The following is a 20,724-nucleotide window of genomic DNA, read 5'->3' on the forward strand; positions in this document are numbered from 1 at the left end:
AGACGTGGAAAGTAGACGTATCAACTACGCGAAGAAACATCCTAGTACGGAGAAATCCCGGCACGTAAGTCACTACCGCTTTGGCGGCAAGCCTAAACCACTGCAAGCAATGGTTTAGGCTTGCCGCCAAAGCGGTAGTGACTTACGTGCCGGGATTTCTCCGTACTAGGATGTTTCTTCGCGTAGTTGATACGTCTACTTTCCACGTCTATAGTTTAACACATAGAGAGGGCTAAAGCCCCCTGAGTTGGCTGTATCCCCTCGCTAAAGCGGAGGGGTTTTAGCCCGCCCACATCACTCCTATAAGCGATATGCGGATTCTGTTTATTGATCCAATTTCTTGGGACTATACCCTACAAACCCCCTACGAGCGCCCTTTAGGGGGATCCCAATCAGCCCTTTGCTATTTGGCAGATCACCTGAGCCAGCGGGGGCATCAAATCTCGTTATTTAAATTTAACAATGTGCCGCACATCGAAATTGTCCGGGGAGTGCCCCATTTCCCCCTCTCATTACTGACAGCCGAATTTTTAGAGTACCTCAACCCCGAGGTGGCAATCCTCCTAAACCGTGGCTTTGGCAATCAGGATCTGCGCGCCATGCTTCCCCCCGCCACCCGCTTAGTGCTGTGGACTCAGCACGCCTACAATCAGCCGGCGGTGGCCCCTCTCCGAGACCCCCAAGAACAAGCCCTTTACGATCACGTTGTCCTCATCAGTGACTGGCAACGGCAAACCTACATCGAGCACTTCCAACTGCCCCCTAACAAAATAACTATCCTGCGCAATGCCATTGCCCCCTGCTTTGAAAACCTATTTGCGGATAGCGACAGCATTCTTGCCCACAAAACCCCACACCTCACCCTTGCCTACACCAGCACTCCGTTCCGCGGTCTGAACCTGCTGTTGGAGGTGATGCCCCAAATTCACGCTGCCCATCCAACGGCTATGCTGAACGTCTATTCCAGCATGAAAGTCTATCATCAGACCGATGAGGATGATAAGTATGCCGATCTCTATCAACGCTGTCAGGCGTTGCCTGGGGTCAACTACATTGGCTCACTCCCCCAACCCGACCTCGTTCAAGCCCTTCGAACCACCACTATCTGGGCCTATCCCAACACCTTTGCCGAAACCTCCTGCATTGCGGCGCTTGAAGCCATGGCTAGCGGCTGCTATCTCATTACCAGTGCCTTTGGGGCTTTGCCTGAAACCACCGCTGGTTTTGCAGACCTCATTCCCTATCCCCAAGATACAGCTGCTTACCTCAGTGCCTATGGGCACGCCTTGCATCGCGCCCTAGACCGATTTAGCCAGCCCGAGCACTGGCCAGCCCTCGAAGACCACCTCCGCGCCCAAGTGACCTATATCCACCAACATTGCACCTGGTCGCTACGGGCCCAAGAGTGGGAGGCATTTCTCACGTCTCTAGTGAGTCCAACGCTCTCTATTGCTGCTTTGCCCCGTTGGCAAGCACGACTCCGTGACTATCTCCAACAGCGCCGCTATGCCGAGGTCATCACCCTCTGCGACACCCTCAGTGAACAGTTTCCCACTGCTCACTGCTGGCTGGCCTATCAGGGGGCGGCCTATGTTCTTCAAGCCCAAGAGGCCGAAGCCCAGCTTCTCTGGTCGGTGTATCTGAGTGAGTTTGATGCCGCAGAGCAAGAAGAGATTAGTACAGATTGGGCGAACTGCCTCCTAGAGCTAGCTGGAGTACCCTCATTGACCATTGACATGCAGTTTGCGCTCACCAGCTATGCCTACGAATTTGCGGCCACGCCTCGGAACGGCCTGCAATTGTTGTATCGTTCTTTACAACTTGGGTTACCAGAGCCTGACATCCAAGATCTTCTCAGTCAACTCCTGGGCGTACTCTCTCAGCCTTTAGAGATAACTCCCTCAGACACAGATACCCTGATAGCTAGCATCAAGGCGTTGCTCAAAAACTACAGTGATCTTGCGGAAGTTCCCTTGTTTGTCAAGGCGCTGAGTGGCCATGCCGAACTCCGCCCCCTGCTGGAAACATTACTCTTTGAGCACCTCAATAATGACCCCGCTAAATTTGCCTCTCGTCTTGCTGAACCTTATCTGGAGCTTGCTACAAAACAATGGGGGCTGTACGAGTTTCTCTCGCGAGTGTGTGCCAAAGGCAAAGTACCTGAGTTAGCCTTGCACTGCGCCAATCGGCTCTTTGACTTTCCAGCCACCCCCCTACGCCAAGACATGAGTGTGACAGCGAAACTCCATGTGTTGCAAACCTTTAAGTACGATCTCAGCTATGCCCAAACGGTGAAGGCTCTCTATCAGGAATGGCTGGAGGGGTCTCAAGACAGCAACCATTACCTAGCGGAGCAGACCCAACAGCAGGCCATAGATTTTGGCAGTATTTTCTATGCCATTGCTTCTTATTTTCATCTGTGTCATCAGGTGGATCAACCCGCCCAGATCAAACCCATCTACAACGATCGCAATCGTATTTTTCACGATTATGGCCGTTACCTATTGCCTGTTGAACCGTACTATAAACCCTCGCAGCCACAACAGACTCTACCTAGCAACTCCTCCAAAATAAGGGTTGGCTTTATTGGTAGTTGTTTCTTTGAGCATCCCGCTAGCCATCAAATCCGTGCCTTTATTCGTTTGTGTGATCGAGGGCGGTTTGAACTGTTTGCCTATAACCCTTGGTCTCGCACCGCAAAGGCCGATCGCCTCGCTGAGTGGTTTGAGGCCACCTTTACTCAATTTCGCAAATGTGACATCAATGCTGGTGAGATTGCCCAACAAATTTACGAGGATCGCATCGATCTACTCATTGATCTCGATAGCTGCACTAGCGATATTACCTTTCAGCTCTTGAGCCTCAAACCAGCGCCAGTCCAAGCAACATGGGTGGGGTTTGATGCCATTGGCCTCCCCACAGTGGACTACTTCATTGCTGATCCCTATATCCTCCCTGATGGTGCCCAAGCGTGGTACACCGAAACTCTGTGGCGACTCCCCCATTGCTACTTATCGTTGGATGGCTATGATGTTGCTAATAAAACTAGTATCCGTAAGCACCTTGGCCTTGGCGATGACACTGTTGTGTTTCTGTGTGCCCAGCGTGCCAGCAAAATTCAACCAGAGATGCTAAAACTTCAGCTAGCGATTGTTGCTGCGGTCAAAAATGCTGTCTTGGTCATTAAATACCATCAGAGCAGTACCCTCTTTGAGCAGTGGTGTCGGGATGTTGCCTCCGCCGAGGGCTTTGACCTTAGTAAGCTGCATTTTTTAACCTCTGATGTCCCCGAAGTACACCGCGCGAATCTCTACGATGTGGATGTGGTGCTGGATACTTATCCCTATACGGGTGGTGCGATGAGCCTCGAAGCCCTATGGCTAGAAGTGCCCATTGTCACGAAAGTGGGGCAACAGTTTGTGGCTCGCCATACCTACACCTTTCTCAAAAATGTTGGGGTCACGGACGGAATTGCCCTCAGCGATGAGGAATACGTCAACTGGGGAATCCGTATGGGCACTGAGCCGGAGCTACGCCGCCATGTCTGCTGGCAACTCCGCCAAGCTAAGCGTAGCGCTCCCCTGTGGAATCCGCAGCAGCATGCCCGTGAGATGGAGCAAGCTCTCACAGCAATGGTTAACCGCTATCGTAGTGGCGATTTAGTGGTTCCGCTAGGCCATCACGTCGGTGCCTGACCTTAGACAATAATTTGCGCCTTACATCCCTGCCCTAAAGTGCAGGGCTTTACGGTGTTTTTTGATAATGTTAAGTTTCTATAATGTTAAGGAAAAGGAATATCAATGTTAAGGAAAAGGAATATCTTGCCGTCGTGCCCGCTATGCTTGCTCGCATTCGCCAATTGGCTGCTAGTCTTACGCCTCGCTTGATTGACATTCGCCGACACCTGCACCGCTACCCAGAACTCAGTGGCGAAGAGCATCAAACCGCAGCTTATGTGGCAGGGGTGCTGTCTTCTGCGGGCTTGACCATACAGCAGAATGTGGGGCGTGTGGGGGTTGTGGCGGAACTGGCTGGCGCAACCGGTGAAGACCGTATCATTGCCCTGCGCACGGATATGGATGCACTGCCCATTCAGGAGCGCACTAACCTAGACTTTAGCTCGAAGCATCCGGGGGTGATGCACGCCTGTGGTCACGATGTTCACACTACCGTTGGCTTAGGAACAGCAATGGTTTTGGCGGCTCTCAAAGATGAATTGCCCGGGTCGGTACGTTTTATTTTCCAGCCAGCGGAAGAAATTGCCCAAGGGGCAAGTTGGATGATTGCCGATGGCGTCATGAAGGACGTGAGTGCCATTCTTTCCCTACATGTGTTTCCTAGTATTGCGGCTGGGGAGGTGGCGGTTCGCTATGGTGCCCTTACGGCTGCTGCTGATGATCTCGAGTTGACGATTTTAGGGGAGTCGGGGCATGGAGCACGTCCCCACGAAGCGGTGGATGCAATTTGGATCGCGGCACAGGTGATCAGTGCGCTGCAACAGGCGATTAGCCGCACTCAAAACCCATTGCGGCCGGTGGTACTCACCTTTGGCAAAATTTACGGCGGCCGTGCCCCCAATGTGATTGCCGATCAGGTGACGTTGCAGGGAACGGTGCGATCGCTCCATCCTGAAACTCGCAACAACCTGCCAACGTGGATTGAACAGATTGTGGCGAATGTGTGTAATGCCTACGGTGCCCGCTACAAGCTGCACTATCGCCGAGGGGTGCCGGGGGTCGAAAATACGCCTTACCTGTCGCAGCTACTGGCGGAGGCCGCCACTGATGTGGTAGGGTCGGCTCACGTCCACATTTTGCCGGAGCCGTCCCTTGGGGCGGAGGATTTTGCACTGTACCTTGAACACGCTCCGGGAGCAATGTTTCGGCTTGGGGTTGGTTTTCGCGATCGCCCCAACTATCCCTTGCACCACCCAGAGTTTGATGTAGATGAGCAAGCTATTCCCGTGGGGGTGATGACCTTAGCCCATGCCATCTGCCGCTATTGGCAACTTCCCTATTGATTGCGGCAAGTGTGCTGCACCAGTTGGCCGTAGTCTAGCTTCAGGAGTTGGTCAGCCACATCAAAGTAGCGATCGTCATGGCTAATGACAAATACGGTTTTGCCCTGTGCCTTTAGCTCCGGTAGCAGTTGGCGGTAAAAAATATCGCGAAAGACGGGATCTTGATCCGCCGCCCATTCATCAAAGAGATAGGCGGGGCGATCGTCGAGATAGGCCATCAGTAGCCCGAGGCGTTTGCGCTCGCCTTGAGAGAGGGACGTGGTAGAAAAGCGATTGCCCTCAAGCCGGACTTTATGACTCAGGCGTAACTTATCGAGGTAGTAGGGCACCACTGCTAAGCGGTCTGGAGAATCCAGGCCCAAGAGCCGATCAAATAAATAAAAGTCACTGAAGACCGCGCTAAAGTGCTGCCGATACCATTCATAGTCGTTGGGAGTCAGGCAATAATCATCCACCCAGATCTCGCCTTGATCCGGCACGTAAAGGCCAGTAATAATCTTGGCTAGGGTAGATTTGCCACTGCCATTGCCCCCCACAATAAAAATTAGCTCGCCAGCCTGTGCTTTTAGACTGAGCGGGCCAAGGGTAAAGGTCACTGGCTCATCCTCATGGCTGCCGCGGTACTGATGGCGAATGTTTTGCAAGCGCAGCCTCTGCCAGCCCAAGGGCATGAAGTCAGCACTGGCATCAGGATCTTGCTGTGGTTCCCCCAAGCTCAGTTGCAAAGATTCCACTTTTTTGAGGGCAACGCTGGCACGACTAAAAATAGGAATGGCATCAATCACCTGCTGCATCGGCAGCATCAGGTAAATAATAGTTAGGACATAGCCGGAGAGCACCGTCGGCGTTGCTCCCAGCAGGTGCGGCAACGTAAACAGGAAGAAGCCAATGGTGACGAAGAGCAATAACTGCCCCCAACTGGCGGCAATGGCAAAGACCATATACCCTAATTGGTTTTGCTGTCGCGTTTGCTGGGCGGTGGGTTCTAGTTCTTGATGCAGAAATGCCAGCCGTCGCCGCCGATTGAGCTTTAGTTCTTTTACCCCCTCGGTGAGGCTACGAAAATGCTGAAACAGCCGATCCTGTTCGCTGCGCGCTTGCTCGAGAAACTGCCGGGCTTTTCCCGCCAGAACCATGTAGCTACCTGCACCAATGCCAATTAAAGCAACTAGAGCAAAAAATAGGGGCGGTGACAACCAACCCATATAGATTAAACAGCCACACACAATCGCCACGGCATTAAAGAGATTGGGCAACACTGAAAACGATCGGGCGACCGCATCTACGTCTTCTGTAAGAGTTGCTAGCAGTTGCGGCTGGCCAATGGCTTCGAGTTGGCGCAGGGGAGAGGCTAAAATTTGCCGTCCAAGGAGTAAGCGCATTTCATAGACGGCTTGTTGGGCTGCGCGCACTAGCAAGACCTGAGAGGCGAAGTGAGTCAGCAGTAGAAGCCCCCCCAACACCATAAACCCCCACGGCAATAGCGGTTGTAACGATGGGGTTCCCTGGAGGGTGGCATTAATCAGGGCAATGAGGCCGGCGGTACTCCCCCCGTTGAGGAGTCCAGCAAAAGCTGCTCCCGCGACGGTTGGCCATGCGGCCTGAAGCAGAATACGAAACAGCTTCACGAGTCAGTTTCATCCTCAGGGGCTGCGGCAGGCGGGGTATCGCTATCCAAATCTAGCTTGGGAATAAACCTGGGGCGATCGGCATTTTCCCAGCCCGGCGGGCGCTTGGAGTTGTACCATGCCACCAAGCCAATACTGACCGCTGCAATCAATCCCAGAATGAGCACTCCATAAAACGGAACAAAATTTCCAGCCCCGACGGTAAAACCCGTGGCCAATAACTGCATGTGGATTCCCCTAGCTTGAAGGTGATTCTGTGTAGAACAACACTATACAACGATGGAGGCAAGAGAGAGTCAATTTTCAGCGATGGGCAGCATGTTTGTCTCTGGTGTGGTTAAGCAGGCTTTGAGGGCTTGGGCGAGGGCGATCGCCGAGGGGTAGCGGTCTGGCAGCAGGGGCGCAGTCGCCCGGTGAATGACCCGTTTCAGGGCTTCGGGAATCTCTGGGCGATTGCTGACATCCAAGCGGTGTAACCCCTCGCAATGACGGTAAAAGCGAATGGGGCTATCCCCCAACAGCAGGAAGGCGAGGGTGGCTCCTACGGCAAATAAATCGGACTGCACGACCGGTTGACCCATCATTTGTTCTGGCGCACTATACCCTTCCACGGCAATGCGGGTACCACCGGGAGAATGCCCAAGTTCCTTCACCGCCCCAAAATCAATGAGAACAATCTGGTTATCGCGAGAGCGCACTAATAGGTTACTGGGTTTGAGATCGCGGTGGATAACCGGTGGCTCCTGATTGTGGAGGTAGTCGAGCACGCCACAGGTTTGTATCATCCACTGAATGGCTTGGGGGACTGGAACGGTGCCATTGCGGAGTACCCAGCGCTCTAGGTCTAGGCCATGGATCAGCTCCATGACTAAATAGCTTTTGCCATTTTCAATAAAAAAATCATAAAAGCGGGGAATACCGGCATGGTCTAACATTTGCAGAATGCGTCCTTCCCGCTCAAACAGTTCTTGGGCTTTTTCATGATCTGCCATGTCTGCCCTGAGTTCCTTGAGCACGCGCACTTCAGGCACTTTAGTTCCAAATCCACCGGTAGCTCGTGCCTCGCAGGCAAGGTAGGTGGTGCCAATCCCCCCCTGCCCCAGCAGCCGCAAGATATGGTAATTGCGAACGGTACGCTGAATATTGAGCGGCTCTCCACAGTGAATACAAAATAAGTTTCCGGGCATATTGCCGGCATGGGTGCACTCACTCAGAGTGGCAGTACTGCGGCGAAAGGTTTGTTCGTTAAACTGCAGAATTGGCCCTGTCGGACCTAACTGAATCAGGCTGCCGTGGGCCAGTTTGCTTTCATCCACTAAGCGACCATCCACAAAGGTGCCGATCGCCCCCACGCTTTTCAGATACCAACGACCTAAGTTTTCAGGGTCACGGTAGCACCCCAGTTCCGCGTGATAACGGCTGATGAGAATATCGTTGAGAATGACATCGTTGTCTGCGGCACGGCCAATCCGAATGGTGGTCTTGATGGGAAATCGCCAGGTTTTAATTGGCGTTCGCTTCCACGGATCAAGAAGGTGCAGGATGATCACGGTACAACAGCAGCCACAGCAAACTAGCTTGAATCTAATCTATTTTAGGGGAGCACAGCTAGTAACTGTCATAACTTGCAACTCCCCATCAATCCTTGGCATGGGAAGACAGATAGTGTTGCAGGCGCTGCCAAAATCGCTCATTTTCGTCTTCCGTTCCAATGGAAACGCGAATGCCGTTGGCGATCGCCCGCACTAAGGTTCCTTGCTGCTCTAAGGCTTGGCATAGGGGTTGGGTATGGGACGGATCATTAAGGCGGAAAAAGAGAAAGTTGGCGACACTAGGCCAGACCCGCAGGTGCGGGCAGGTTTGCAGTTGACGGTAAAGCCGCTCACGCTCGGCAATCACCGCCGGAATGTCCGCCAGTAGCTCGTGGCGATGTTCGAGGGCAAAGCAGGCGGCCAGTTGAGACATACTGGGCAGGTTGTAGGGCAGCCGCAGTTTTTCAAGCGCCGCAATCACCGTTGGCTCGGCGATCGCGTAACCCACGCGATGTGCCGCCAAGCGCAGCGCCTTAGAAAACGTGCGCAAAATCAGCCAATTGGGATGATCCGCCAGTTCCGGCAGTAGGGTTTTCCCCGAAAATTCAAAATAGGCTTCATCAATCACCACTAAAATATCCGTCGGCACCTGCCGCAACCATGCCACCTCAGTGGAGGTTAAGGCATTCCCCGTGGGTGAGTTTGGCTGCAGCATAAAGAGCACTCGCACCGGCGGAGTGGCTGTTGCAATGAGCGCCTCAGCCGTTTCAATCTCTACCGCAAAGGTGTCAGGATGCCGCTGGGCACGGTGGACGGGAATCCCTAAGCTTTGAGCCAGAATCCCATATATTGAAAACGTCGGCTCTGCCACTACGATAGATCCATGGCTCCCTAAAGCCGTTGCCAGCAGTAACGCGCGAATCAGTTCATCAGAGCCATTCCCCACCGCAATCTGATTGGGCACAATCGGCACGCTACTGTGCTCACTCGCATAGGTGGCGATCGCCTGTTTGAGGTGCCAGTGGCTACTATCGGGATAGCGATTGCTAGCCATTGCCTCAACGTACTGCCGGGCAAGCGCTGCCTTGAGGTGCGCGGGCAGATCGAGGGGAAATTCATTGGTGTCGAGGTAGTCCACCTGCGCTGGCAGAGTACCACTACTGGCTTCGGGAGGGGTAGAGTAGGCTTTAATGGCCTCTAATTCTGGCCGTAAAAACGTTGCCATGCCGTTGAGACGCGGTGAACTGATTCACCTATAATAGCACTCAGTTTTTTGTCCCCTTGGGGAGCGGGCACTCAGCAACACGATCATCTTGTACTGTAGAGGCGCATCATCCTATGGCTCGTACCGACTTCAAAGACTACTACCAAGTTCTAGGGGTCAGCAAAACTGCCACGGATGCTGACATTCGGCAAGCATTTCGTCGCCTTGCCCGCAAGTATCACCCCGACCTCAACCCCGGTGATAAGGACGCCGAAGCTCGCTTCAAAGAAATTAACGAGGCGCACGAAGTCCTCTCGGATCCCGAAAAACGCCGTAAGTACGACCAGTTTGGCCAGTACTGGCAACAGGCAGGCGGGGGAGGAGCCGGTGGCTTCAATGTCAATGTGGGTGGGTTTGATGCCGACTTCAGTCAATTTGCCAACTTTGAAGAGTTTATCAACGAACTTCTCGGGCGATTTTCGACTGCGGGTACCGCCAGTGGTTGGTCGGGTGGCTTTGATCCCTCTGGCTTTAGCAGCACCAGTGCCGATGTGGAAGCAGAGGCCCAAATCAGTTTTCAGGAGGCCGCTCAAGGCTGTGAAAAAACCTTTCAGATTGGCAGTGAAAAAGTCACCGTGACCATTCCCGCTGGGATCAAGCCAGGTACTAAACTACGGTTGCGGGGCAAAGGTCGGTCAAATCCCTACACGCAGCAGCGCGGCGATCTCTACTTAACTGTACAGGTCGCCCCCCATCCCCTTTTTCGCTTTGAAGAGAATCAACTGGTGATGGATCTGCCCCTAGCCCCCGATGAGGCAGCCTTGGGCGCACAGGTAACTGTTCCCACCCCTAGCGGGAATGTGGTGTTAAATATTCCCGCGGGCACACGATCGGGGCAATCGCTGCGCTTGCGGGGCAAAGGCTGGCGCAAAAGTGATGGCACCCATGGCGACTTACTGGCCAAGGTGMAAATTGTCCCGCCGAAGTCTTTGAGTGGGGATGAAAAAGACCTCTACGAAAAATTGCGATCGCTGCGGACGTTTAACCCCCGCGCTCACTGGCCAAACACTTAATTGAGTGCCCAAAAATGAGTGCCAAAAAATAGGGGGTTGACGTCAACCCCCCATTACGCAGTCTTTAAACCATGGTTAACTGACAAAGTTCAGACGACCTTCACCCTAGGGGATGGCTGCCATTTTCACGTCATTGCGATCAAGGATAGTCTGAAGTTCCTCGGCATCGATGGTTTCTTTTTCGATCAGGACTTGGGCGATCTGATCCAGCACATGACGGTTGTTGACCAGCACCTCTTTAGCACGCCGGTAGGCTTGATCCACCAAATTGCGCACCTCATCGTCAATGGTTGCAGCGGTTTCTTCTGAAAAATCCCGCTCCGCCATGATGTCTCGGCCAAGGAACACATTGCCTGATTGCCGCCCCAAGGCCACCGGACCGAGGCGATCGCTCATGCCAAAGCGCGTCACCATTTGCCGAGCTACCCGTGCCACTTGCTGCAAATCGTTAGACGCGCCAGTGGTCACTTCGTCTTCACCAAAGACAATCTCTTCAGCAATCCGCCCCCCCAAAGCAACCGCCATCTGATTTTGCAGGTAAGCGCGGCTATAGAGGCCAGAATCCATCTGATCTTCGTTGGGGGTGAACCACGTTAAGCCACCGGCACGCCCACGGGGGATGATGCTGACTTTCTGCACTGGGTCGTAATCTGGCATCAGGGCACCCACCAAGGCATGACCCGCTTCGTGGTAAGCCACAAGGGTTTTGCGCCGCTCGCTCATGACGCGATCTTTCTTCTCAGGCCCAGCCAGGACCCGATCAATCGCATCGTTAATCTCATCCATGGAAATTTCAGTGAGATTACGACGAGCGGCAAGGATGGCGGCTTCGTTCAGCAAATTGGACAGATCAGCCCCCGTAAAGCCAGGGGTACGGCGGGCAATTTTATCGAGATCCACATCCTTGGCCAAGGTTTTGCCACGGGCATGGACTTTGAGAATATCAAGACGGCCTTTATAGTCAGGGCGATCCACAACCACTTGGCGATCGAAGCGACCGGGGCGCAACAGGGCAGCATCGAGGACATCGGGGCGGTTTGTGGCCGCAATAATGATGATGCCAGTATTGCCCTCAAAGCCATCCATTTCTGTCAGCAGTTGGTTGAGGGTTTGCTCACGCTCATCGTTACCGCCGCCAAGACCGGCACCCCGCTGGCGACCCACGGCATCAATTTCATCAATAAAGACAATGCAGGGAGCGTTGGCCTTTGCCTGCTCAAAGAGATCCCGCACCCGCGAGGCACCCACCCCGACAAACATTTCCACAAACTCAGAGCCAGAGATGGAAAAGAAGGGAACCCCTGCTTCACCGGCTACAGCTCGTGCCAGCAGCGTTTTACCGGTTCCGGGGGGACCCACCAACAGCACCCCTTTGGGGATTTTGGCACCCACTTCCGTGAAGCGATCGGCGTACTTGAGGAACTCCACCACTTCCCCCAATTCCAGCTTGGCTTGGTCAATGCCTGCCACGTCATTAAAGGTGACTTGGGTTTGCGGCTCCATTTGTACCCGTGCCCGTGATTTACCAAAGTTCATCGCTTGGTTCCCAGGACCGGCCTGGGCGCGCCGCAACAGGAAGAACAATAGAACCAACAGGCCAATGGGCACCAGCAGGCTACTCAGCGCCCGGAACCAGAAACCATCATTGCTCTGGGGCAAGACGGAAATATCCACATTATTCCTGGCCAAGATATCCAGCAACTGAGGATCGTTGGGGAGGTTGACTAACACCCGTGTCCCGTCTTGGGTAATGGCTTGCGCCTGAGCGCGATCGGGACTGATGCTGATTTTACTAACTTGCTTGTTCTCGACTTCTTGAATCAGTTGACTGTAGGCCCAAGTCTGCTTAATGGTGGGCTGGCGATCAAAAAAGGCGGTGGCCAACGCCAGCACCACAATTGCTAAAAGAACGTATAACCCCGCATTGCGCCATTGTTTATTCACCGATCGCCATCCTCCGATGCAAAATTATGAAGAGTTTTTACATAAGTTAATATTAGCGCATTCTTTCTCAACCCAAGGGGGGCAATCCCACCGTTAGAATTGTCACTATCCATGATAGGCCGTCAAAGGATGCTCGATTTAGAGACGTGTTACCGGGTACTGGAGTTAGAACCGGGGGCAACCCTAGAGGACGTGAATCGAGCCTATCGGGATCTCGTGTTTATTTGGCATCCCGATCGCATTCCCAAAGATAACGTCCGTCTGGTGGAAAAAGCCCAAGAAAAGATTAAGCAAATTAACGACGCTCGCGATCAACTGCGGCAGCACATCCACAAATACGGCAGCCACACCAGTGGACGCACCAACCAGCGACAGAGCTATCGCCAAGCCAGTACGTCAACCGGTACAACTACCACACCTCCACGGGAGCATCGCAGTGGTTCCTACTACCAGTCCAACCCCTACGCCTATCGCAGCTATCAGACCTCCCAGGAGCAGCCAGGCAGTAGCTACTCACAGCCGCATAACCATACCTATGGCACCTACAGCCGCCAACGTACCGCTGCGCCACCGCCGCCGGAGCCACCCCGCACCACGCCTCCCCACAAGGATATGTCGGGGGTGAACTTACAGGGCGCCAACCTCAGCGAAAAAGACTTTGAAGGCCGTAACCTCAGCCATGCCAACCTCAGCCATGCCGACCTCAGTGATGCATTTTTGCATCGAGTGATTTTGCACCGTGCCAACCTGCGCCATGCTAATCTCTTCCGAGCGAATTTGCTGCAAGCGGATCTCAGCTATGCAGATCTCCAAGAGGCCAACTTGATTGGGGCGGATCTCAGCGGTGCGGATCTGCGCGGGGCAGATTTACGGGGCGCCAAAATGAGCCAAGGCAATCGGTTGCTGGTTAAGCTCACGGGTGCCCGTCTCAGTGGCGCCATTATGCCCGATGGCCATGTACATCCCTAGGGGTGGGTGTCTTTGAGGGGCTGGCTCAAGCGGGCAGCTAGGGTTTCCGGGTGCAGCGCCGATAAGACCACTGTCGAGCCGTCTAAAATCAACACCGCACGGGTACGTCGCCCATGGGTGGTGTCGATGAGGTGATGCTGCTGCCGCGCTTCCAGAATTAAGCGTTTGATGGGGGCTGAGTCAGGGCTGACGATCGCCAAGACGCGAGCCGGTGCCACATAGTTACCAAAGCCAACATTTAACATCGGGCAGGATGATAATCTTGCAGGGCGCGTACCCCCAGTTCTGAAGTTTGTAAAGTTTTGATGGCCGCAACCGTGGCTTTGGCGCCAGCAATCGTCGTCACAATGGGAATCTTGTAGGCCAAGGCGGTACGACGAATCAGGCGACCATCGGCGCGAGCTTCTTCGCCAGAGGGCGTGTTTAGGATCAGGGAAATTTGCTCATTCTTAATGGCATCCAAAACGTGGGGGCGACCCTCGTGCAACTTGAGGATGAGTTCAATGTTTTCGAGGCCAGCCGCCATCAGGGCATTCCGGGTGCCTGCGGTGGCAATAATCTGAAAACCGAGGGACTGTAATTCCTGCACCACTGGCACAATGGCAGCCTTGTCGCGATCGCTCATGGAAACAAACACCGTACCCTTTAAGGGCAACTTTTGATGCGCCGAGAGCTGAGACTTGGCAAAGGCTGTGCCAAAATCAACGTCAATGCCCATCGCTTCGCCGGTAGAGCGCATTTCAGGCCCCAGAACGGTGTCAGTGCCGGCAAATTTTTCAAAGGGGAGCACAGCTTCCTTAACAGCAACATGCTCAGGAATCGTTTCACTGAGGATGTTTAGCTCCGCCAGGGTTTTGCCGGCCATCAAGCGCGCGGCAATCTTTGCCAAAGGCACCCCGATCGCCTTCGAGACAAAGGGAACCGTGCGCGAGGCGCGGGGGTTCGCCTCAAGGATATAGACCTGCTCGCCTTGGACGGCTAACTGCAAGTTCATCAGGCCAATGACATGCAGGGATTTGGCCAAGGCAATACTCCAGGTGCGAATTGTCTCTAAGACAGTGGCGCTAAGGGATTGCGAGGGTAAGCTACAGGCGGAGTCCCCGGAATGGATCCCCGCCTGCTCAATGTGCTCCATCACGCCGCCAATGACCACGGTGCCTGTGGCATCGGCAATGGCATCCACATCCACTTCAATGGCATTTTCGAGGTACTTGTCAATGAGGATGGGGCGCTCAGGCTCCACCTGCACGGCCTCGGTCATGTAGCGCTCCAGTTCAGCATCGGAATAGACAATTTCCATGGCTCGCCCTCCAAGCACGTAGCTGGGGCGCACAACCACTGGATAGTTAATCCGCTGGGCAATGGCCAAGGCTTCATCGTAGCTGCGAGCTGTGCCGTTGGGAGGCTGGGGAATATTCAGTTCCCGCAGAATTTTTTCAAACCGTTCGCGGTCTTCAGCAATATCAATGGAGTCTGGTGAGGTGCCCCAAATTTTGGTGCCCAGTGCCTCGCCATGCTGGTTGAGGTACTGTTGCAGCGGCAGTGCCAGTTTTAGAGGGGTTTGGCCACCAAACTGGATAATCACGCCTACGGGACGCTCGACCTCAATAATGTTGAGCACATCCTCCTTGGTGAGGGGTTCAAAGTAGAGGCGATCGCTAGTGTCGTAGTCGGTGGAGACTGTTTCTGGGTTGGAGTTCACCATGATGGTTTCATAGCCATCGGCCTGCAGGGCATAGGAGGCATGGCAGCAGCAATAGTCAAACTCAATCCCTTGGCCAATGCGGTTCGGGCCTGATCCCAGAATCATCACCCGTGGTTTGCGTGGCGGCAGCACTTCGGATTCAGGGGGCTGTACTTCTAGTTCCCCTGTATCAGGGTTAATTCGCTCTGTGGGTTGCTCGTAGGTAGAGTAATAGTAAGGGGTATAGGCTTCAAACTCCGCAGCACAGGTATCCACTGTTTTATACACTGGCACCACGCCCAAGGATTCGCGATAGGCACGCACCTGATCGTCAGTGGTTTTGGTGGCGTAGGCAATTTGAGCATCGCTGAAGCCCTGCTGCTTGATCCGCCAGAGTTCCGCAGCGCTCAACTGTTCTAGCTTGCTACGCTTGAGGAATTTTTCGGTCTCTAGGAGTCCTTGGAGTTGACGCAAAAACCACGGATCGATAGCCGTGAGTTCGTACACCTCTTCAACAGTCATCCCCAGCAAAAAGGCATGGCGAATGGCAAAGATGCGATCAGGGTTTGGGGTTCGCAGCTTGCCCCGCAGTTGCTCAAGGCTCGGCAATTTTTCGGGGCGATCGCACCCCCAACCTGCACGACCCGTTTCCAGCGATCGCAGGGCTTTTTGTAGCGATTCCTGAAAGGTGCGACCAATAGCCATGGCTTCCCCCACCGACTTCATTTGGGTGGTGAGAACCGGTTGCGCCCCTGGGAATTTTTCAAAGGCAAACCGTGGAATCTTGGTAACCACATAGTCAATGGTCGGTTCAAAACTGGCGGGGGKTTTTTGGGTAATGTCATTGGGGATTTCCGGCAGCGTGTAGCCCACGGCTAACTTGGCGGCCATTTTAGCAATGGGGAACCCAGTCGCTTTGGAGGCCAGTGCCGAGGAACGCGATACCCGCGGATTCATCTCAATGACAATGACATCCCCCGTTTCTGGGTTGACGGCAAATTGAATATTTGATCCCCCCGTTTCAACGCCAATTTCGCGGATGATTTTGATAGAGGCATCCCGTAAGCGCTGGTACTCCTTGTCGGTTAGGGTTTGGGCGGGCGCAACGGTAATAGAGTCGCCCGTATGCACCCCCATGGGATCAAGGTTTTCAATGGAGCAGATGATCACGACGTTGTCAGCCATGTCGCGCATGACCTCTAGCTCGTACTCTTTCCAACCAATGAGGGACTGCTCAATCAAAATTTGGGATACAGGGCTGGCATCGAGACCCGCCACCGCGATCTCTTCAAATTCTTCTTGGTTGTAGGCAATGCCACCACCCGTGCCACCGAGGGTAAAGGCAGGGCGAATAATCAGGGGGTAGCAGCCAATCTGCTGGGCGATCGCCCGAGCTTCTTCAAGGGTATTGGCCAAACCCGAGGGACACACCCCCACCCCAATGCGCTGCATCGCCTCCTTAAAGAGCTTGCGATCCTCTGCCATTTCAATTGCTGGCAGCTTGGCACCAATTAATTCCACACCGTAGCGATCCAGCACCCCTGACTTCGCCAAGGTCACCGCTAAGTTCAAGGCAGTTTGGCCGCCCATAGTGGGCAAGAGGGCATCGGGTCGCTCCCTCGCAATGACTTTTTCAACGATCTCTGGAGTTAACGGTTCAATATAGGTGCGATCGGCGGTTTYTGGATCCGTCATGATCGTCGCCGGATTGGAGTTGATTAAAACCACCTGATACCCTTCCTCCCGTAGTGCTTTGCAGGCTTGGGTACCGGAATAATCAAACTCACAGGCTTGACCAATAACAATGGGGCCAGACCCAATAATCAGGATTTTAGAAATATCTGTACGACGGGGCATACCGTAGCCAATATGTTTAGAGTAACGCCTCTCCCATCCTACACTCCCCCTTCCTCCCACAGCAGCCGGCAAATCGTGGCAAATCTTTAGTATTTCTTTAGTTATTGATGCAATTGGTGAATTTAATTCACTTTTACGGTTAAGGGATCATCACAAAGGAGCAGTTTGTAGCAATCGACACTTGACGATTGTCACAGACAGTATCTATAACAGGTATATAGTATTGGTCAGGGCAGATAGGCTACTAATAATATATATTTAATCGTCCGTTAATCTTCTAATTTGTTTACTTGCTTTGCGCTGCTAGACAGATAGGTGTCAGTTTTATCATAAAGGTAACGCCTAAACCACTCTTACTTATTTATTACATAACCAAAAGGTTATTCATTCATACTTAATTGAATTTTTATGCTCATTTTTATGTTCTGAGAATTAGCGTAAGAACTGCTTTGGTTTTTCTATGAGGCTTAGAGCTTATGAATGTGTCCCCAACCATCCGCTATTATGTGCGCCGTTTGTTAGCTGAACATCCAGCAGTTCAATCTCGTTTGCAGGATCAGCCCCCAACCACAATGGAGTCACCGGAAGACCGCCTAGAGGGTTACATAAATTTGGACTCTTTAACCTATCCACAATTAAACGAATTAGAGTTTCTTGTTGAGTTACATCAAAAAATCAAAGTTAATGAGCCGCATCACACTCAGCACTTAAAAAATATTGAACGTAAAATTTTTAATTTAGTAGGGGTTGACTTATCTGCCCTATCTGTCTCACCCGATGTAGTGGCCGATTTAGCTTCATTTTTCAGCGATCGCGAGGAGACCGAGAGCCCAGCCACTACAATATCAGCACCCACTGAAGCGTTAACGTTGCGGCAGTATGGCCAGTACTTTCAACTGGTGACTAAGATAACAGCGCGCTACCTTGGCAAGATGATTGTTAACAACTATTGGCTGTTGACTCGGCCTCAGCAGGGGTGGCTTAGCCAGCTTCGGGTGGATATGTTCTGGGATATTAACAATCTTCTTCAAAGTTTGCCGACTGCCCGTACAGAGATGCCGCTCAGCGAAGCAGAGGTGGAGACTCTCGATCAATGGATTCATGGGTTTATTCGCCATGCCTGCCGGGTGCTGCCCACCTTGCCACGGCTGCTACTTGCGGCGGGGATGCCCTCTCACTTGCTCTACGATCTCGTAGGACAACCCAGCTCGAACTAGCCGCCGAGAACCCGCACAATGGAGGGAACGGCCTCAATGTCGGGCATACTACTAATTTCAGCCATGGCCTGCCGGAATTCTCCCTCGCAAACATGGTGGGTGACAATGACAATTTCTGCAAGTTCATGGTGCACGCCAATTTGCACGAGGGATTCAAGACTAACGTTATGCGCCCCAAAACAGGTACCCAATTTGCCGAGAACGCCTGGGTGATCCTGAGCATGGACGCGGGCATAGAAGCGGCTGTTGACCTTGGCAATGGGTAACAGCGGCACCGTGTGCTCGTGCTGACAGGTGAGGAGAGGATGGCTGGCACGACCTTGGGGCAGCAGGGCAGCGATATTGATGAGATCCGCGACGACGGCACTGGCCGTTGCTCCGGCACCGGCACCTGGACCGGAGAACATCACTTGGCCTAAGGGGGTGGCCTCAAGGAGGATGGCATTAAAAACGCCATTCACTCCCGCTAGGGGATGGTCTAGGGGAACAAGGGTAGGGTGTACCCGCACTTCAAGAGACTGGTCGCTGGCTTGGTGGGCGATCGCCAGTAGTTTAATCCGAAAGCCTAATTTGTCAGCGTAGGCAATATCCGCTGCTGTAATCTGGCGAATGCCCTCACAATAGACCTGATCCCGCGGAATTCGCCCGCCAAAGGCTAGGCTAGCCAAAATCGCAATTTTATCAGCCGCATCCAAACCATCAATATCGGCGCTGGGATCGGCTTCTGCATAGCCCAGACGCTGCGCATCCGCCAAAATGGGTGCAAAGTCTCCCTGCTCCTGTTGCATTCGGGTCAGGATATAGTTAGTGGTGCCATTGAGAATCCCTGTGATGGTGTGAATGCGGTTTGCCCCAAGGCTTTGTTTGAGGGCTTGAATGACCGGAATGCCGCCAGCCACGGCTGCTTCAAGCATCACATAGACCCCTTGGGCATTGGCGGCATCAAAAATTTCAGCGCCATGGCGAGCAATGACGGCTTTGTTGGCGGTGACAATATGTTTACCGTTGGCAATGGCTTTGAGGATCAAGGAGCGGGCAGGTTCAATGCCGCCCAAGACCTCCACCACAATATCAATATCAGGATCGGTGACGATGGCCTCTAAGTCGGTGGTCAGGTACTGGGGATCGAAGGCCACTGCGCGGGGCTTGGCTAGATCTCGCACCCCCACTCGGGCGATCGCCAATTCCCGGAGCAAGGGGTGCCGTCCAGCGGGATCCCTGAGAATTTGGGCAACGCCCCCCCCCACTGTTCCCAACCCTAGTAAACCCACTTGGTACGTCACGGCATTTATCCTATGGTGTCGTCAGTCTCCAATACCCCATTCTAGGGTGCCACTAGCGGCTTTGGGGTAAAGACGTTGTAGCTTCGACTGTGGTGGCGATCGCCCCCAACTGCGATTCCCTAGCGGTTTGACGTTGAAATGAACCCTATGCCAAAGACGCTTGAGGCTCATCGACCGACTGGATAGCCTTGACAGGCTGAGGGTGGTTTACTGGGCACTGGCAAGAGGCCGGAGGCAGTAGCCTTGACCGTAAATCGTTTGGATCAGGGAAGGCTCACCGGGGTGCTCAATTTTACGCCGGAGCAGGCGAATTTGTGCTGCCAACAGATTGCGATTCACCACCCGTTGCCCCGGCCACAACTGCTTGGCAATAAACTCATGGGTCAGCAGCTCGGTTGGGTGTTGTAGGAACAGTGCCAGCAAGGTCATCTCTTTTTCAGAGAGGCTAACGCACTGTTGGCCACGGTAGGCAAGGCGATTGTCGAGATCAAGCCGTAAATCCTGCCAACATAACACTGTACTCGGAGTGCTTTGTCGCCGCCGTAGTAGTGCCCGCACTCGTGCCAGCAGCTCCCGCAATTCAAAAGGTTTGACCAAGTAGTCATCCGCACCAGCATCGAGACCACAAACCCGATCATCGAGGGTGTCACGAGCCGTCAGAAAAAGGACGGGCGTGTCATCCCCTGCTTGGCGCAACAGGGTACAGAGTTCCAGCCCCGTTGGCGGGGGCACCATCCAATCTAAAATCAGCAGGCTGTAGGGGCGTTGAGTTTGCCAATAGGTGTGGGCAGTTGTACCATCATGGGCCAAGTCAACCCAATACCCTTCTTGGTGTAGCACTCGCCCTAACGGTTCCGCTAATTCGGTTTCGTCTTCTAAGAGTAGGATGCGCTCCACGGGCACCACAGGGTTTTGACACTCCCACCGACTAAAGTCGGGGGATTCTTACGCAGTCCACAAACGAACTCGTAAAGGCGTGAGCAAACCGCCCCTACACAGTTCCGTGTACAATAGACTATAGAAAAATTAAATCCCTGGAGAGTTTCCCTGATTTGACACTCCCACCGACTAAAGTCGGGGGATTCTTACGCAGTCCATAAACGAACTCGTAAAGGCGTTGTCAAGACGCCCCTACACAGTTCCTTGAGGCAAAGCCCCAAAGTTCTGCTTACTTGTAACAACTGTCGCCGATTGGGTTTTTCACCAAGGATGGCGATTAAGTATAGATTAGCACAGAGCAACTAAAGTTGCTAGGTAGCTTTTCCTCCCTGTACTAAAGTACGGGGCTACCAAGCTATCCCTCTGTGTCTAGG

At 53.3% G+C, this 20,724-nt stretch carries 14 protein-coding genes; 5 read left to right on the forward strand and 9 right to left on the reverse strand.

Features of this window, described 5'->3' with window-relative positions:
• The first annotated feature begins 311 nt into the window (after nt 1-311).
• Complete coding sequence (locus L5470_RS11945) at nt 312-3,695, forward strand: O-linked N-acetylglucosamine transferase family protein (RefSeq protein WP_499500099.1); 3,384 nt, start codon at nt 312-314, stop codon at nt 3,693-3,695.
• A gap of 143 nt (nt 3,696-3,838) precedes the next feature.
• A complete protein-coding gene (locus tag L5470_RS11950) occupies nt 3,839-5,020 on the forward strand; it encodes a M20 family metallopeptidase (RefSeq protein ID WP_099799180.1) in 1,182 nt (393 codons plus the stop codon).
• Here the strand turns inward: L5470_RS11950 and L5470_RS11955 are convergent.
• From L5470_RS11955 to L5470_RS11970, 4 genes are all read right to left on the reverse strand, one after another.
• Nucleotides 5,014-6,648, reverse strand: coding sequence for a cyclic peptide export ABC transporter (locus tag L5470_RS11955; RefSeq protein ID WP_499500100.1), 1,635 nt, complete (start codon nt 6,646-6,648; stop codon nt 5,014-5,016). The genes L5470_RS11950 and L5470_RS11955 overlap by 7 nt on opposite strands.
• Nucleotides 6,645-6,875: a photosystem II assembly protein Psb35 gene (gene psb35, locus L5470_RS11960; protein ID WP_099799178.1), complete on the reverse strand. Its 231-nt coding sequence runs from the start codon at nt 6,873-6,875 to the stop codon at nt 6,645-6,647. The genes L5470_RS11955 and psb35 overlap by 4 nt, the downstream gene beginning before the upstream one ends.
• A 69-nt stretch (nt 6,876-6,944) precedes the next feature.
• Complete coding sequence (locus L5470_RS11965) at nt 6,945-8,198, reverse strand: protein kinase domain-containing protein (RefSeq protein WP_499500101.1); 1,254 nt, start codon at nt 8,196-8,198, stop codon at nt 6,945-6,947.
• 88 nt (nt 8,199-8,286) lie between these two features.
• Entirely contained in the window at nt 8,287-9,405 is a 1,119-nt protein-coding gene (locus L5470_RS11970) for a histidinol-phosphate transaminase (RefSeq protein WP_499500102.1), read from the reverse strand.
• A gap of 113 nt (nt 9,406-9,518) precedes the next feature.
• Between L5470_RS11970 and L5470_RS11975 the strand changes: the two genes are divergently transcribed.
• A complete protein-coding gene (locus L5470_RS11975) occupies nt 9,519-10,457 on the forward strand; it encodes a DnaJ C-terminal domain-containing protein (protein ID WP_499500103.1) in 939 nt (312 codons plus the stop codon).
• Nucleotides 10,458-10,562: 105 nt separating this feature from the next.
• Here the strand turns inward: L5470_RS11975 and ftsH3 are convergent, their stop codons facing one another.
• Complete coding sequence (gene ftsH3, locus L5470_RS11980; RefSeq protein ID WP_499500104.1) at nt 10,563-12,401, reverse strand: ATP-dependent zinc metalloprotease FtsH3; 1,839 nt, start codon at nt 12,399-12,401, stop codon at nt 10,563-10,565.
• 129 nt (nt 12,402-12,530) lie between these two features.
• Between ftsH3 and L5470_RS11985 the strand changes: the two genes are divergently transcribed.
• Entirely contained in the window at nt 12,531-13,370 is an 840-nt protein-coding gene (locus L5470_RS11985; RefSeq protein WP_499500105.1) for a pentapeptide repeat-containing protein, read from the forward strand.
• Here the strand turns inward: L5470_RS11985 and L5470_RS11990 are convergent.
• Together L5470_RS11990 and carB are read right to left on the reverse strand one after the other, a co-directional pair.
• On the reverse strand, nt 13,367-13,615 hold the full coding sequence (locus L5470_RS11990) for a DUF370 domain-containing protein (protein ID WP_499500106.1): 249 nt from the start codon (nt 13,613-13,615) through the stop codon (nt 13,367-13,369). The two genes, L5470_RS11985 and L5470_RS11990, sit on opposite strands and share 4 nt — an antisense overlap.
• A complete protein-coding gene (gene carB, locus L5470_RS11995) occupies nt 13,609-16,911 on the reverse strand; it encodes a carbamoyl-phosphate synthase large subunit (protein WP_499500107.1) in 3,303 nt (1,100 codons plus the stop codon). The genes L5470_RS11990 and carB overlap by 7 nt, the downstream gene beginning before the upstream one ends.
• A gap of 476 nt (nt 16,912-17,387) precedes the next feature.
• Between carB and L5470_RS12000 the strand changes: the two genes are divergently transcribed.
• Nucleotides 17,388-18,128: a hypothetical protein gene (locus L5470_RS12000; protein WP_499500108.1), complete on the forward strand. Its 741-nt coding sequence runs from the start codon at nt 17,388-17,390 to the stop codon at nt 18,126-18,128.
• Here L5470_RS12000 and L5470_RS12005 read toward each other — a convergent pair.
• Both L5470_RS12005 and L5470_RS12010 read right to left on the reverse strand, forming a co-directional pair.
• Nucleotides 18,125-19,411, reverse strand: a complete 1,287-nt coding sequence (locus L5470_RS12005) for a homoserine dehydrogenase (protein ID WP_448514313.1) — start codon at nt 19,409-19,411, stop codon at nt 18,125-18,127. The genes L5470_RS12000 and L5470_RS12005 overlap by 4 nt on opposite strands.
• Before the next feature lie 207 nt (nt 19,412-19,618).
• The gene (locus tag L5470_RS12010; RefSeq protein ID WP_499500109.1) at nt 19,619-20,317 is read right to left on the reverse strand and encodes a response regulator transcription factor; all 699 of its coding nucleotides are present in this window, start codon (nt 20,315-20,317) and stop codon (nt 19,619-19,621) included.
• Between the last annotated feature and the right edge of the window lie 407 nt (nt 20,318-20,724).

Origin of the sequence: Synechococcus sp. PCC 6717 (assembly GCF_022698185.1) — a bacterium.
In the GTDB taxonomy this organism is placed as follows: Bacteria; Cyanobacteriota; Cyanobacteriia; order Thermosynechococcales; family Thermosynechococcaceae; genus Thermosynechococcus; species Thermosynechococcus lividus.

Coding starts and splice junctions, on each gene's coding strand:
- L5470_RS11945 (WP_499500099.1), top strand. CDS start 312: ATGCGGATTCTGTTTATTGATCCAATTTCTTGGGACTATACCCTACAA.
- L5470_RS11950 (WP_099799180.1), top strand. CDS start 3,839: ATGCTTGCTCGCATTCGCCAATTGGCTGCTAGTCTTACGCCTCGCTTG.
- psb35 (WP_099799178.1), bottom strand. CDS start 6,875: ATGCAGTTATTGGCCACGGGTTTTACCGTCGGGGCTGGAAATTTTGTT.
- L5470_RS11970 (WP_499500102.1), bottom strand. CDS start 9,405: ATGGCAACGTTTTTACGGCCAGAATTAGAGGCCATTAAAGCCTACTCT.
- L5470_RS11985 (WP_499500105.1), top strand. CDS start 12,531: ATGCTCGATTTAGAGACGTGTTACCGGGTACTGGAGTTAGAACCGGGG.
- L5470_RS11990 (WP_499500106.1), bottom strand. CDS start 13,615: ATGTTAAATGTTGGCTTTGGTAACTATGTGGCACCGGCTCGCGTCTTG.
- L5470_RS12000 (WP_499500108.1), top strand. CDS start 17,388: ATGAATGTGTCCCCAACCATCCGCTATTATGTGCGCCGTTTGTTAGCT.